This is a genomic window from Paenibacillus sp. 1011MAR3C5 (assembly GCF_003591485.1).
Taxonomy (GTDB): Bacteria; Bacillota; Bacilli; order Paenibacillales; family Paenibacillaceae; genus Pristimantibacillus.
This window is the reverse complement of the sequence record NZ_QZCF01000006.1, coordinates 80,122-95,221: the sequence shown is the minus strand read 5'-3', so window position 1 is coordinate 95,221 and position 15,100 is coordinate 80,122. Positions and strand designations below refer to the sequence as shown.

The following is a 15,100-nucleotide window of genomic DNA, read 5'->3' as shown; positions in this document are numbered from 1 at the left end:
GATGGGAGAGGCATTGCCCAAGCATGACGTCTTCCATGCGATCGCGGATCCCACAAGACGTAAGCTTCTTCATCTGCTTGGCGATGGCGAGCTACCAGTGAACATCATCAGCGGGCACTTCCCGATGAGCCGGCCGGCGGTGTCCAAGCATCTGCGCATCCTGGCGGATGCAGGGCTGGTGAAGGATCGCAAGGTGGGAAGAGAAACGAGGTATAGGCTGGAGGCGGAGCCGCTGCGGGAGCTGCAGCAATGGCTCGCTTACTTCGAGCGTTATTGGGATAATAAGCTGGCTGCTCTCAAGCAGTATGTCGAGAACGGAGAACAAGAGAACCATTAGTGAGCGCGGCCATCTGCCTTGCCTGAGCAGTACGGACAAAGGTCCCGTCAGCCATTGTGCTGACGGGACCTTTGTCCGTTGCTTAGCGTGATTATTCTCGTAACAACCGCAGATCGAATTCCGGTACAAGCCCAAGCTTGGCCGCACGGCCGAGCAAGGCTTCAATGGCTCCGTAGCCGTCCTCGCCCAGATCATGGCTGAAGGAATTGACATACAGCTCGATATGGGATTGCGCCACTTCAGGCGACAGCTCCTGTGCATGAGCCATGACGTACTCGGTGGAGGCGGAAGGATCATTCCACGCATGCTCAAGCGACGAACGAATCCATCCGCTGATCACTTCCGCATCAAGAGAGCGCCGGGCGATGATCGCGCCGAGCGGAATCGGCAGTCCCGTATCCTCCTCCCACCAGCTTCCCAGATCAGCAAGCTTATGAAGCCCATAGTTGCCATAAGTAAAGCGGGCTTCATGAATGACCAGTCCGGCATCGATCTTGCCGTCGCGGACAGCAGGCATGATTTCATGGAATGGCATGACGACAATCTCGCCTACGCCGCCAGGGACTTGTTGGGCCGCCCATAGCCGGAACAGCAGGTATGCCGTAGAGCGCTCGCTAGGAACGGCGACTCGCTTGCCCGTTAGGGCGGAGCCGTCTAACGCGCCGTTCCCGTTTTGGGTTAATACAAGCGGCCCGCAGCCTCTACCGAGCGCGCCGCCACAAGGAAGCAGTCTATAATCCGACAGCACCCACGGCAATGCGGCATAGGAGATTTTCATCACTTCCGGTCCCTCGCAACGAGCGGCCAAATGATTGGTTATATCGATGTCCGCGTATGTCACATCAAGCTTGGGCGCATCCGGCAACAGGCCGTTCGCCCAAGCGTGGAATATAAATGTGTCATTGGGACATGGCGAATAAGCGATGTGAAGACGTTGATTCACAGAATTTCCCTCCCTCTGCAACTTCTTGATGTGTCTATCTGATAATGAGGAAGCTCCATCATGGTGCGATGGAAGCGAAAGCGGCAAAGGCGTTCTCCAGAGCCTTCAGCGCATCGCCGATCCGCCACGCGGAGCGATCTCTTGGTCCAACCGCATTGGAGATGGCGCGCACCTCGGTAGCAGGGACACCCTGCTGCGCCGCGGCAATTGCCACGCCGAAGCCCTCCATGCCCTCGGCTGCGGCTCCAGGCACAAGCCGCTCACGCAGCGCTGCTGTCGCAGCCGTCCCCGTCGCCGAAGAGACGGTTAGGATGGGAGCAAGAGCGCACGCCAACCCTGCGCCAGCCAGCTGTGCCAGGAGCTTCTGGTTCCACTTTGCGTGGGAGTCGATTCGCGAGGTGCCGAAGCCAAGCTCGTCCACGCTGAGGAAGCCGTTAGGGGTCTCTGCACCTAAGTCAGCCGACACGATCGTATCAGCGATGACGAGCTCTCCGATCGCGGCTCGTCCTGGGAAGCCGCCGCCAATTCCTGCACTGATGACGAGCTGGTAACGATGACCGGCTGTTGCCAGCATGGCAGCCGTGCGAGCTGCGACGGCGGCAGGACCTACGCCGCCGGCGATGACATCATAGTGGATAGCTCCGGCTTGTGAGAGGCCGCGCAGGACGGCTTCCCTCTCGGCTTCTACAGCCGTCACAACCAGAATTCGTGTGTCTTTAGTTTGGATTGTGGAAGGTTGGGTCATGGTGAAGACTCCTTTATAATGGTCGACAAGCAGCTCCCGGACGGACATTAGTCTTATCGGACTGCCGACTTGTTCACGGGTAGTCGAATTTCTACGCTGGTGCCCTCGCCGACAAGACTGCGGTACTTTAACTTGCCGCTATGATTGCGGATGATCTGCTGGCAGATCATGATGCCAAGGCCGTTGCCGCCTTCCTTTCGCGTGAAGAACGGTTCGCCGAGGCGTCCCATATCTTCCTCCGAGATGCCGAGGCCCTGATCGGTGAAGCGTATCAAGAGCTCGCGGCCATCCTCGGCTGCCGCCAGCTCGATCGTAAGCTCCCCGCCATCCGGCATCGCTTCTACGCCATTTTTGATCATATTGACAAAGACTTGCTTTAATTGACTTCCTACGCCGCCGATGGAGGGGATAGCCGTGATTTGATGAATGGATAGATTGACTTTGCTCAGTCTTGCCTCGGAATCCATCAGTATAACGATATCCCGTATCAGATCGCCAACATTCAGACATTCATGGCGGATTGCCTGCGGCTTCGCGAGCACTAGAAACTCGCTTACGATCATGTTGATCTGATCCAGCTCAGACAACATCAGATCCAGATGCGACATGGACAGTGAACCCTTCTGCTTCTGCAACTGGACGAATCCGCGAAGCGTGGTGAGCGGATTGCGAACCTCATGAGCAACTCCGGCGGCCAGTTGGCCGACAACGGCCAGCTTCTCCGAGCGGCGGATCATCTCTTCGGACTGCTTCCGGGATGTAATATTTCGGGATATGGTGGCAATCGCAATAATCTCATCCAGCTCGTCACGAATGGCGGATATGGTAATGGACACATCGATCAGCTCTCCGTCCTTCGTGTAACGGACCGTCTCGAAGTCGGTTACAGAGCCGCCTTCCAATATGGTTGCGATTAGCACCTGATGCGATTCGATCTGGTTATCCGGCAAGTTGGGATGCAGCTGGCCAGTCACTTCTTCGCTGCTCCAGCCATAGATCATCTCGAACGCCAGATTGACCTGTATAATATGTCCATCGAGATCCATGACATGGATTGCATCCGAGGTATGATTGACGAACGACTCCAGATATTGCTTGGTGCTTTGCAGCTCGCGCGCCGTATCCTTCAATTGAGTCGTATAATCCAACAGCCGCACGCCCATAGAGTTGACGCGGGATGCAAGCAAGCCAAGCTCGTCCTTGTTCTGAATGGAGATGCTGGCGACGAAGTTTCCGTCTGCGATGGCATTCACTTTGTTCATAATTTGATTCAGCGAACGCAGCATGTACCCCGCTATAAAATAACTTCCCAGCATCGCAAACAGCAGCAGGCATAACGAAATCAGCACATGGGCAAGCAACTGGCGGTGGAGGGACTCCTGAAGCTCAGCCTTGTCGAAGGCGACGCCAATAACATATGTTTTTTCAGCGTTGATCTTGATCGGGATGAAGCTGCGAAGCACCTCTTTGCCGTTGATCATGTACTTATCGGTCTGCATGATGCCGCTCTCCAGCACCTTGTGAATATGATGCGAATCCTCCTGCGAGTTGCGGTATTCATATTGGCCAAAAGGAATAGCCCGGACGTCCAGATTGTAGATGGGAATGCCTTTCTTCATCTTGATGATCGGCTCGGAGCCAAAGTATTGCGGATCGAAGCCAGTCACTTCCAGCAAGCTTGACTGCTGGCTCTTGAGCTTGGCTATCACATTGTTGGTGCCGTTGACGAGATCGAATGAGAAATTTTCATCCGTATTAATGATCGTGTTGATCATATAATTGGTTGTCCCGTCGAAATAATAGCCCCATTTGTTAATTTGGGTAGGGTCGGAAACCGCGTAATTAATGGGACCGGACCAATAATCCTTAAGCGCATCCCCGCGTCCGACGGACACCTCTTTCCTATCGAAGAGCTGATGGAACGCTTTGTCCCAGTAATCCCATGTATTGGAGTTCAGATTGACCTCCTCTGGATTGGAGGATAGGATGGATACGATCTCGCCATCTAATCTTTGCCAAAGCGTAATATCGTCCAGATCCAGCTCTTTGCTGAGGGCTGCCAATTGCTCACTGCTGACATGCTTAATATCCGGATGGAGCTTCTCCTTAGCCACAATAGCGGCCATGCGAAGCTTCTCGCCAAGCTCGGCGTCCATCGCCTCGCGTGTCGTCTCAATAATTTCAAGCGTAACGCCGAGCTGCTCGACGATGGATTGAATTTGCTGCTCCAGGGCGGCATCTTGAGCCATCTTGGTGCTAATATAGGAAAACATAATATTTAAGGCAAGAATCGCCGCTACAATCGCGGAGATGGACAAGGATAGCTTAGCTTTGATGGACACGGATGTTCCTCCCGAAATCTAGTTGTCTTCTTACAATTAGACAACGGGAGGCGAATTCCTGTCTATTCGCGTCGAAACCCTTCATCTACCAAATACTGAGTCGCTTCGTCATGCGTCTCGAACGCCATGTCCAGCTCGTTGCCGGCATAGACGAACCACAGGTCTTCCTGAAATAGCAGCGTCAGCCGGGTGCCGCCGGCTCCGCGCCAAAATTCGGCGCGGGAGGAACGGTAGCCCTCTTCTTCCGCGGCTGGCTTATCATCTTGATCGCTTGCTTCTCCAGCGGATAAGGATGTGATGGAACGAGCAATCAGGTCCTTGAGCTCATCTTCGCTGTAGTCGCGAATATTGACGAGACCTTTAGCGTCGGTCTCCAAGCCGTCGATCAGTCCGCCATAGATGAAGCCGTTCCCGTTCGGGTGGAGATGATAGACGACGGTTTTCTTCTCATGGACGCTCTCTTCATAATGAAAGTTTACGCGCCCAAGCGAAACGTCCTTCCGCTGAAGCTCAGGAAAGGACGCGATAATAGCAAGTTTTTGGTCAAAGGTAAGCATAGATCTGGTTAATCCTCCTTGGTGGTAGGCCGTAATAAGGCCTTCTCTCAGTCGGATTTCTTGCGCAGCGTCAGAATCGCGGCACCGCCGATAATAAGCAGGATGGCGAAGTACGGTTGTTTCGTCAGCAGCACGTCAAAGAGCGAGCCGAAGGAGAAGACGATAAAGAAAAGCAGCGACAGCACGGTCAAAATATTAATCGGGATAAGCAGCCACTTGTTGCGCTTGCCGAACCAGTAGAACTCGAACAGGCCGACAGCCGGCGCCAGAATGAAGCCCGGCCACATGTACTCCCAATTGCCTAGCAGCATGGCGACCTGGCAGACAAAGCCCGCAGTAAGCAGCACACCGCCTGGAATCAATAGCCCCGAAACCCGGCGTTCCGTTACGCTGAAATACAGCCAGTGGAACAACAAACCGAGCGGTATGACGAACAGGGATGGCCAAAAATAAGCGAAGATTTTGCCGGGACCAAAGGTCTCGCCTTGATTCAGAAGCAAAATGATGCCAAGCAGCAGCAGGAGAACCCCGCCAATCGTTTTGATTTTCATACCGATGAACACTCCGATCTTCTTTTATAATTATATAGGATAAAAGGGCCCGATCATAGCGTAGTTGCCCTATTCCGGATGATTATGCGTATCGACGCCGATCTGGAAGGGAGATGTCACTCCTTCGTACATCAGGTGCATCGTCATGCCCGCGGCTGCGTGCTGGAGGTTGTGGCAGTGATCCATCCACAGTCCGGGGTTGTTCGCCAGGAAGGCGACCTCGTACACTTCGCCGGGTGCGACGTCCAGTGTGTCCGACCACCAGGGGCTGCCCGTTACCAGCTCACCGTTGCGGGAAAGCACGAGCATGTGATGCCCATGAAGATGCATGGGATGGTCGACGGCGCTCCGATTATAAATCGTTGTTTTGACAAGCTCCCCTTCCTTGACCATGTACATCGGCGTATCCGGGAATACCTTTCCATTAATTGTATCATACAGGGCGGGTACTCCGCCTAAAAAAGCGAGGCGATTGTCCAGAATCATCGTAAACGCCCGATCGAAATCACTGTTCGCGTCAAATGGCGTGGACGCCTCCTCACCATAATGGGTCGGATCAAAGACAGTGGATGGTCGAGAGGTCTGCGGCACTTCACCGGTACCATCCGCACTCATGAGCAATCCCCGGTCGCGCATGCCGTCGATACTGAGGTAGACAGACTCTTCCGGCATCGTGAACTCGACATCGTAACGCCCTCCCGTAGTCAGCACCAGTTCTGTATTCTGCAGGGGCTCCGGCCCATTCAAATCGACGCCATCGATAGCTGTAACCATGAATGACGTGCCCGATAACGTATAGGAGCGGCGCAGCCAGTTATCTGTCTGGATGAGACGGAACTTCACGCGTTCGCCGGGCTGTATCTGAATACGCTGCAGGGTATCAGAGTTGCCGACAGCGGTGCCGGCGCCATCCCAGATGTGCGTCAATACGACGATATCATGATCAGGCTGATGGTCTGTCTCGACAGGCTCGACAATCAGAGCGCCGAACAATCCCTTCTCGACAGCTTCCTTGGAATGCTGGTGAGAATGATACCAGAAGGTGCCGGCTTGCTCGGCTACGAATCGGTAAGTGTGGCTTCCGCCGGGCATGACGGCGTCTTGGGTTGCGCCAGCTACGCCATCCTCGGCATTCGGCACATCGAGTCCGTGCCAGTGGAGCGTGGCGCCGGCTTCGATATCCTCGTTGTACAATGTCACTTCCACAAGCTCTCCTTCACGTACCCGGATTTCCGGTCCGGGCAGCTCACCGTTGTACGTCCAGGCTTCAATGACCTTTCCTGAGCTTAACGCCATGCTTGCCTTCCTGGCTGTGAGCGTGAAGGATTGATCGGGCTTCCCTTCCTGCGGGCCGCTTAATGCGGTGACGGGAATGCCAGTCTCATCGGGCGTCAGAACCGCTGTTGCAACCGGCAACGAATGATGGGCATGGCTGACGGGAGAATCGGACTTGACCAGTTTGCCGCTTGCCTCGCGGATCATTCCATAGTCAGGTTTACCCGCCATCATACTCAGGCTTCCGGGCTGGCGGCTGGCATCCATTGCGATGAGCAGCGGCACGCTTAATACGGCGCAAGCGACTGCTGCGAGACCCGTTATGCGCGCCCGTCTCGACCAGGGGCGATAGACAGTAACGGCATCGGATGCAGAGGCAGCGGCATTGCGGCTCGATTGATGCATCCAGAGCAAGCTTCCAAGGAACAGCATTGCGGTCAAAGGAATTGCGATCTCTACCATGAGGAATGGTACCGGCGGAGACAGGATGAAATAGACAAGAAAAGCGGATACGAGCGCCAGCCATTTGTAGGGCGCGACCAAAGCCGTGTCTGTAGCATGTCTCCTGCGCGGCATATCCGGCGTGATCTCTCTTTGGCTCTGGGTGCGCTGGATGAGCATCTGCAGTCTCGGCCACGCCAACAGCCACAGCAGGGAGAGGGCGAGGAGGGCAAGCGGCATTCGCAAGAAGAGGCGATCCATCCAGAAGACGGGCGGGCTAATCGAAGCAAGCATAACGTCTGCTGAGATGGAACCTGCGGCCAATACGCTGGGCATAACCGTCCAGAAGCGCAGCTTGCGCGCTCTGCGGTGCAATTCCATCTCCGTTCGGGAGAAGATCAGCTTGGATACCTTGTTGGCAGCAATCAAGCTGATGATAAGGAGCAGGAATAGCGACCCCAGGCTAATATTGGTTAGTGCACTATACATAAGGTGTAATCCTCCCGTTCATTCGCTTTACGTTAATATCGTATCCCGTGAGAGATTTGCGTGTAACCTCCGGGAGTCTCATCCTTAACCTAGACCTCAGACGGGGAGGCCTGACAAGCGGCGAAACCCGCATTGCAAAGGGGAAAACTTCCTATGAAACGACATTTTACACCTCTATCCCAGTACCTATGAAAGCGCTACAATGAAGATAGAAAATGGTAGGGAGGTGAGAGATATGAGCCAAGAACAAGAAATTGTTCAAGAGGGCGCTGAAGAGATTGTGGAATTGATTTCGGAGGATGCTCCTGCTGCGGAAGAAGCGGCAGAGGAGGCTGAAGCCGAGGAAGCAGTTGAAGCAGAATCCGCAGAAGCGGTGGAAGTGGAACTGGACGAAGAATTGGAAGAAGCGGCTGCATCGGCGGAAGAAGCCGAGGCGGAAGCAGAAGAAGAAGTATCCCAAGTAGAAGCGGAATAATATTTATTATTTGCAAATAGAATGGAAGCTGCCCTAGCCGCCTCGCGGCGTACAGGCAGCTTTTTTATGTAGTTGGAGGAAAAAAAGAGTTGACAGCAAGATGTCTTTGATTTAAGATAATTTCATAATCTAAAGTTAGTTAATTATTAATTGTTAGTAAATAAAATCACATATGGAGGTTATAACAATGACAAAAGCACAATGGGTTGTAGACGCGTCGCACAGCGAAGTTGGATTTTCCGTAAGACACTTGATGATTGCGAAGGTAAAAGGCACGTTCCATGCGTTCGATGCGAACATCGTGGCGGATCCGGCCGATCTGACTTCCGCTGAAATTTCCTTTAATATCGATCTGAGCAGTGTAGATACGCGCAATGGCGATCGCGATGCGCATCTGAAATCCGCTGATTTCTTCGATGTGGAGAAGTTCCCGACACTGGGCTTCAAAGCGACTTCCATCTCCCAAACAAGCGAAGGCGAGTACACTGTAACGGGAGACGTTAGCCTGCACGGCGTGACGCGTTCGGAATCATTCGAGGTGACGTTCGAAGGCACAAGCCGCGATCCTTGGGGCAATACGAAGGCAGGATTCAGTGCAACTGGCGCAATCAAGCGCAGCGACTACGGTCTGACGTACAATGCGGCTCTGGAGACAGGCGGCGTGATGATTGGCGATGAAGTGAAAATTACGCTTGAGATCGAAGCTTTGCAACAAGCTTAAGCCTCATGCGAACGGGAAGACTGCTGGCTAATGGCCTGCAGTCTTCTTTTTGTTTGTCATCCGCTTACCGGCCTTTCATGCAGTGAAAAGAATCAATTTACATAAATGGATGAGGATGCTATGTTGTTCGTAGATTAGCAGTGATGACGAGGGGGCGAAGAGTTGAGCAGAACAAAAAGACAAGCTGCTTGGTTATTGATCGCCATTGCGGTGGTGGCGGCGGCCATGATATTTGGAGGACGGGCAATGGCTCCGGGAGGGGATGAGACCGCGCCGGTTGCCGAGCAGTTGCCGGGTAATCAGCAGGCATCCGAATCTCCTGAGCCGTCCGCAGAGGTACTAAAGGAGAAGAGTATGGAAGAGCTGGTGCAGGCGTATCATGATCTACCGCTGATGGACGCTCACAATCATAATGCAGCGGGAGGCAAATACCGCAGCATGATTCCCAAATGGGATGAGAGCGGGGTGGACCGGATCGTTCTCTTCGGAGCCGTATCGGAACCGGCTGCGGAGGCTACGGATGAGACGGCCTGGGAAGCTTATCAGAACAACCCTGACCGATTTATTCCCTTTACGTCCGGTATTAATCTGCTGGAGCAAGCAGGCCTCGACAAGCTGCGCAAGAATCTGGAGCGAGGATACTTCGGCTTAGGTGAGATTGCGGCTGCATCCCAGTATTCTCCGGCCCTTGCGCAAGTGGAGTGGAAGACGGAGCATCCGATGGACGGCATTCTCCCGGAAATCTATGCGCTATGCGCGGAGTATCAGGCGCCGGTTCTGCTGCACATTGATCCGCTGAACGGAACGCCGGTCTCCAAGCTGCAGGAGGCGCTGGCTGCCTATCCCGATACGACCTTTATCCTCGCTCATGCGAATGTCTTTAATTCGCCAGGCAATCTGGAAGCGTGGCTGGAGGCGTATCCGAACCTGTATGCCGATTTCTTCGCGGGCTTTACGGTATTCAATCCCGAAAGCGCCAATGTGCTGGAGGATTTCATTCCAGTAATTCGGAAGTTCCCGGACCGGATCGTGCTGAGCACGGATTCAGGTTTTGGTCTAAGCAGTGAAGAGCTGGCGATCGAAGCCATGTACCGCTTGATAGATAAGCTGGATGACAGCGAACTGGCAGAGCGCATCGCATACAGCAATATGAACGGGCTGATTGAGCGGCAGCCGGCAACAAGGACGCAGCTTGAGAAGATAAGGGGGTTAGGCGGGGAAGACGATAGCGGACTTGACCTTGCGACCCTATCGAAGCGGGAAGCGGGCGAGTGGCTGATCCGGAACGGAAAAGAAGGATAGGCGCGCAAGACGCGCCTATCCTCTTATTCGTGCCGCCAGCTCCAGGAACGAGTGGGCCACACGCTTGATTCGCTCCACAATCTCGCCGCCAGAGCCTTCGTTGTCCGTATGAGGCTCGGCGAACCAGTTCCGTTGGGCGCCGCCGATGGACACCCACTCTGGTGAGTTGATCCCGTGCAAATTGCGTACGATGGTTTGCAATTGCTGCAGGGAGCTTGTGCCCACCGCGCCTCCTGCAGAGCTCATGGAGAGTACGGCTTTGCCGCGGAAGTGATCCTGACCCAGATGGTCCAGCGCATTCTTCAATACGCCGGAGATGCTGCTGTGGTATTCCGGCGTTGCCAGCACGATGGCATCGGCCGCATGCATGCCTTGCTTCAGCTCTGCGATATGACCGCTATTGGCGCTTTCACCGTCCGGCGAATAGAATGGGAGCGGCTTGCGGTACAAGTCGAACAGAGTGACTTGATGCCCTTCGGCGGCGATTACCTCTTTGATGTATTCAGAAAGACGTGTGCTTGTAGCCCCTTTGTGGTTGCTTCCGGCGATGATTATTACGTTCATAGTGCAGTTCCCCTTTGGTCCGGCCCTTGCGTCCGTTGTTATGCATTGATCGTAACATAGGGGCTGTAAGGAGCACGTCGGCACAAGGGTTGATCTTATAAGCGAAGTAATTCGGCTATGGTCGGACTGTTTCTACGACGTTGGTCTGAGATGACCCGCCGGGTTGCACGGGTCAAGCTTCTTTGTCGAGCCCATTGCGGACCGCAAACAACGCCGCTTGCGTGCGGTCTGCAAGATCGAGCTTGCTTAAGATGTGGGTCACATGCGTTTTGACCGTCTTTTCGGTAATGACAAGCGCATCTGCAATCATGCGATTGCTCATGCCGGCAGCAATGAGCCGGAGCACATCCAGCTCTCTTCTCGTGAGCGGCTCCTGACTGGGAAGATCAGCTTCAAATGGAGCGGAGTTCCCTTGATATAGATGGATATATTGATTCATCAGCTGTCCCGCTATATCGGGGTGCAGCTCGACCTTTCCCTCATGAACGCGCCTGACGGCATTGGCCAGCTCTTCAGGCTCCAGATCCTTCAGCAGATAGCCTTTCGCTCCAGCGCGTATGGCAGGAAGGGCATGGTCCTGGTCTGAAAAGGAAGTGAGAACGATCACTTTCACAGCAGGCAGCGATTCAGCCAGCCGCCTTGTCGCTTCAATGCCGTCCATGACAGGCATGTGAATGTCCATCAGCACAATATCGGGCGCAAGCGATGCCGCTTGTTCCAGCAGCTCTTGGCCGGTAGATGCTTCGCCGATAATTTCCATATCCTTCTGAGAAGTTAGGAACACTTGCAGCCCCCGCCGTACCATCTTGTGATCGTCAGCGAGCAGAATCCGTATGCTCATAACCGCGAATGACTCCTTCCATTTCGAATTTGGACAGAGGCAGCGTAGCCTCGATCAACATGCCTTCCCCCGGTGCGCTTGCCAGCCTTAACTGGCCTCCAGCCGCTTCCACGCGTTCTCTCATGATCGATATTCCGAGGCTCTTGCCGCTAGCCGGGAGCTCTTCCAGATTGACTCCGGAGCCGTTGTCCTTGGCTACATAAACCAAGCTGGCATCATGCGTGTACAGGGCGATGTCTACAGTATCTGCGCCTGCATGCTTGGCGACATTATTCAGCGTCTCCTGTGCAACCCGCCATACCGTTACTTCTACGGCCTGCGGAAGCTGCTTCATACAGCCATCGCATGTCAGCCGGATATGAAGGCCAAGTCGCTTGCCGTATTCGATAATCGCTCTGGCAATGCCTCCGTCCAGATTGGCCGGTCGAAGCTGCATGATGAGAGAGCGCATCTCCTTCAGCGCGTCCTTGGATACGACCGTCATATCCTGCAGGGCGAGACGGGCGGCCTCCAAATCCTCATTTTCCAAATAAGACTCCGCTCCCTTGGCGGTCATGCTAATGGAGAAGAGCATCTGGGACACGGAGTCGTGGAGGTCGCGGGCAAGTCGGTTGCGCTCCTCTACCCGAACGAGCTCTCGCCTGTTCTCCTCCAGTCTCGCATGGTCGATCGCAGCGGCTATATGCTCCGCCACCGCCTCCAGCACTTCGCTTTCGACTCGGTTCAGGAATGCGGGCCCTGCGCTCCGAATCAATAGGAAGCGCCCGGATTGCGACACCAGAGGCGTGACGGGAACGGCAAGCAAGGCAGAGAGCGGTGGTGACGCTAAGCTCCAAGGCGCTTCACCGGTATCGCTTGATTGCTGGATGTTCAGTTCCATGCACCGCGATTCGCCGGAGATGCGGCTGAGCTCTGCTGCAAGGAATGCCGGAGCGGTGAGGATATGGTTATGCAGCGTTTTGTCGGCATGCAGGGCTTGGATCGCATATCGGCTGTCGCCTGTTCGCTCCAGCAGAGCGGCCATTGGCCAGTCGAATTGCTCGGCGAGCAGAGAGATCGCATTCTCCGCAAGCTGAACGGGCACCATACCGGAGCTGACCGACTGGTGAAGCGAGCGGCTGAACGCTCCCAAGCGGGTGAATTGCTCGGCCCGCCGCTGCTCGGCTTCATGCAGCCGGATGCGCTCTACCGCGACGCCGATTTGGAAGGCGACGGACTGGAGAAGCGCCAGCTCCTCGGCCGTAAAATGATTTTTGCCCGCCGCTCCGACGTTGAGGATGCCGAATTTGCGTTCTCCGATCCGCAGCGGTACTGTCGCGTGATGGGTGAAGCCGCATGTATCGCCGCTTTTGGCTGCGCGGGCTTGACTGAGTCTGCGGCAGCTTAGGATATTGACCGCATCCGTCAACCGATCGTCCTGATATTGGTCGACGCACCAGCAGGATCCGCATTTCATAGGGGCTTTGTCATCCTGGAGCAAGGCAGGCGGCAAGTTCCGGTCGGCAGCGAATGTAGGATGGCCGTTTTCGTCCATCAGGAAGATCCAGCCGAAGGTGAGCTCGGTCACATCGAGCAGCTTCTCCAGGACGGCGTCCAGCATGTTGTAGACATGATGAGAGCGGTTAAGTGTCTCTGCAATCATTTTAAGCGTCGACAGTTCTTGCATATGGGACATATCGTTCATGAGGGCTTCTCCTCCTCTATGCTTCTAAGGGATTCTCATCTTTCCAATATAATCGTTATGAAGGCGAGGCGAAAGGTCTATACATGCCTGCCTTATGCCTTATCAAGCGATAAACGGGATTCAGTGTAGAGAAGTGTCTCGCAGTGCACATCATTTTGCCATGCTTTAGGCATACTTCTAAACATACGAAAATGCGATGAGGTGGCATATGAAGGAGATCGGATTGAAAAACGTCGTGTTTTGGATATCGGCAGTCCTCGTCCTCGCGCTGGTTGTGATTGGTGCGATTATGCCGGAATCCTTTGGCCAGGCAGCAGGGCATCTATTCGAGTTATCAACCAAGGCTTTCGGCTGGTTTTATTTGTTGTCTGTATTTCTGATCATTCTCTTCCTGTTCGGAATAGCCATAAGCAAATTCGGGTCCATTCGGCTGGGCGGGGAAAAGGAGCGGCCGCAATATCCCTTTTTCACATGGATTGGGATGCTCTTCTCTGCCGGTTTCGGTGTCGGGTTAGTTTTTTGGGGCGTTGCCGAGCCTATGAGTCATTTTTTCTCCACACCGTTTGAGGGCATAACAGCTCAATCTGAAAACGCGGCCAGAGTCGCCATGGGTTATTCTTTTTTCCATTGGGGAATTAGTCAGTGGTCGGTCTTCGCTATGATCGGACTCGTTATCGCCTTTCTGCAATTTCGCAAAGAAAAGGATGGACTGGTATCCACTGCGCTGGAGCCGATTACCGGGAGCAAGCCTGCCGTTCGCAATACGATTGATACGCTGGCGGTCATTGCGACGGTTATGGGTATCGCAACCTCGATCGGTCTAGGCGTCATGCAGATGAGCGGAGGACTCCATATCGTATTCGGCACGGGCAATACAATGATTATCCAGCTTATCATTTTGTTCTGCATCTTTATCGCGTACATGATTTCAACGACGACAGGTCTGGATAAAGGCATACGCTACTTAAGCAATTTCAACTTGGCGGTTGCGCTCCTGTTTCTGGTGTATGTCTTTATTATGGGCCCTACCGTCTTTATACTGGAAAGCTTCACGTTGGCGCTTGGTGATTACGTCTCCAATTTCGTGCAATACAGCTTGAGGATGACGCCTTATGTTGGCGGCACATGGGTGCGAGACTGGACGATCTTCTATTGGGCTTGGGCGATTGCGTGGTCGCCTTACGTAGGAGCCTTCGTTGCCCGAGTATCCCGTGGCAGGACCATTCGGGAATTTATTTTGGGTGTCATGATTATCCCGCCATTTATCGCATGTCTATGGATTGCAGTGTTCGGCGGGACGGCGTTGTGGCATGATCTGAACCGGAATGCAGGAATAGCGGCTGCGGTGCACAACGATTTGACTTCTGCGCTCTTCCAGCTGTTCGATCAGCTTCCGTTGCCCATGATAATGTCGGGGCTGTCGATATTGCTTATCTTGACCTTCCTGGTGACGTCAGCAGATTCCGCTACTTATATTCTAGCGAGCATGACGACCGGCGGGAGCCTGAAGCCGCCCAAGGTTGTATTATTCGTATGGGGCACCCTCATGGCGGCTATTGCGGGCGTACTTCTCTTCGCGGGAGGACTGAATGCGCTGCAGACGGCTTCACTTGTCGCTGCGCTGCCATTCACCATTATTTTGCTCTTGATGATTGCCGCTACGGTCAAGCTGCTGCGCAAGGAGCCGCTGCCAATTCGAAATCGGGACCTGAAGCGATTCCGCCGGCTGGAGGAAGCGGCGAATAAAGAGAATAAAGCGCCGAACAAGCATAAGAACAAGTAGATCAGAATAGCGGGATGGTGTCATGATTATGCCGGCATGGCCATTGGAAG

Annotated in this window: 14 protein-coding genes; 5 read left to right on the top strand and 9 right to left on the bottom strand. The window is 54.1% G+C overall.

Translation table 11 applies throughout. The annotated features are described in order from the left end of the window. The first annotated feature begins 1 nt into the window (after nt 1). A complete protein-coding gene (locus D3P07_RS18460) occupies nt 2-337 on the top strand; it encodes an ArsR/SmtB family transcription factor (RefSeq protein ID WP_119801730.1) in 336 nt (111 codons plus the stop codon). 91 nt (nt 338-428) lie between these two features. Here the strand turns inward: D3P07_RS18460 and D3P07_RS18455 are convergent, their stop codons facing one another. From D3P07_RS18455 to D3P07_RS18430, 6 genes are all read right to left on the bottom strand, one after another. After that, nucleotides 429-1,280, bottom strand: a complete 852-nt coding sequence (locus D3P07_RS18455) for a 1,4-dihydroxy-6-naphtoate synthase (protein ID WP_119801729.1) — start codon at nt 1,278-1,280, stop codon at nt 429-431. 58 nt (nt 1,281-1,338) lie between these two features. Further along, entirely contained in the window at nt 1,339-2,025 is a 687-nt protein-coding gene (locus D3P07_RS18450) for a futalosine hydrolase (RefSeq protein WP_119801728.1), read from the bottom strand. Nucleotides 2,026-2,078: 53 nt separating this feature from the next. After that, a complete protein-coding gene (locus D3P07_RS18445; protein ID WP_259391579.1) occupies nt 2,079-4,367 on the bottom strand; it encodes a PAS domain S-box protein in 2,289 nt (762 codons plus the stop codon). A gap of 62 nt (nt 4,368-4,429) precedes the next feature. Continuing rightward, nucleotides 4,430-4,924: a hypothetical protein gene (locus D3P07_RS18440; protein WP_119801727.1), complete on the bottom strand. Its 495-nt coding sequence runs from the start codon at nt 4,922-4,924 to the stop codon at nt 4,430-4,432. Between the two features lie 47 nt (nt 4,925-4,971). Continuing rightward, on the bottom strand, nt 4,972-5,475 hold the full coding sequence (locus tag D3P07_RS18435) for a hypothetical protein (protein WP_119801726.1): 504 nt from the start codon (nt 5,473-5,475) through the stop codon (nt 4,972-4,974). A gap of 69 nt (nt 5,476-5,544) precedes the next feature. Then, entirely contained in the window at nt 5,545-7,680 is a 2,136-nt protein-coding gene (locus D3P07_RS18430) for a multicopper oxidase family protein (RefSeq protein ID WP_119801725.1), read from the bottom strand. Between the two features lie 235 nt (nt 7,681-7,915). Here D3P07_RS18430 and D3P07_RS18425 point away from each other — a divergent pair, with 235 nt between their 5' ends. From D3P07_RS18425 to D3P07_RS18415, 3 genes are all read left to right on the top strand, one after another. Then, nucleotides 7,916-8,155 carry a hypothetical protein gene (locus tag D3P07_RS18425; protein WP_119801724.1) on the top strand — a complete coding sequence of 80 codons (240 nt, stop codon included), beginning with the start codon at nt 7,916-7,918 and terminating at the stop codon, nt 8,153-8,155. A gap of 187 nt (nt 8,156-8,342) precedes the next feature. After that, a complete protein-coding gene (locus D3P07_RS18420) occupies nt 8,343-8,876 on the top strand; it encodes a YceI family protein (protein ID WP_119801723.1) in 534 nt (177 codons plus the stop codon). Between the two features lie 162 nt (nt 8,877-9,038). Next, nucleotides 9,039-10,178 (top strand): amidohydrolase family protein, encoded by a 1,140-nt coding sequence (locus D3P07_RS18415; protein ID WP_259391578.1) that lies wholly within the window; start codon nt 9,039-9,041, stop codon nt 10,176-10,178. A 15-nt stretch (nt 10,179-10,193) separates the two neighbouring features. Here D3P07_RS18415 and D3P07_RS18410 read toward each other — a convergent pair whose 3' ends face one another. From D3P07_RS18410 to D3P07_RS18400, 3 genes are all read right to left on the bottom strand, one after another. Then, nucleotides 10,194-10,742, bottom strand: coding sequence for an NADPH-dependent FMN reductase (locus D3P07_RS18410; RefSeq protein ID WP_119801722.1), 549 nt, complete (start codon nt 10,740-10,742; stop codon nt 10,194-10,196). Nucleotides 10,743-10,914: 172 nt separating this feature from the next. Continuing rightward, a complete protein-coding gene (locus tag D3P07_RS18405; protein ID WP_119801721.1) occupies nt 10,915-11,583 on the bottom strand; it encodes a response regulator in 669 nt (222 codons plus the stop codon). Next, entirely contained in the window at nt 11,558-13,267 is a 1,710-nt protein-coding gene (locus tag D3P07_RS18400) for a GAF domain-containing sensor histidine kinase (RefSeq protein ID WP_119801720.1), read from the bottom strand. The genes D3P07_RS18405 and D3P07_RS18400 overlap by 26 nt, the downstream gene beginning before the upstream one ends. A gap of 208 nt (nt 13,268-13,475) precedes the next feature. On the opposite strand from D3P07_RS18400, the gene D3P07_RS18395 reads away from it, so the two are divergent. Then, a complete protein-coding gene (locus D3P07_RS18395) occupies nt 13,476-15,050 on the top strand; it encodes a BCCT family transporter (RefSeq protein ID WP_119801719.1) in 1,575 nt (524 codons plus the stop codon). Nucleotides 15,051-15,100: the final 50 nt, after the last annotated feature.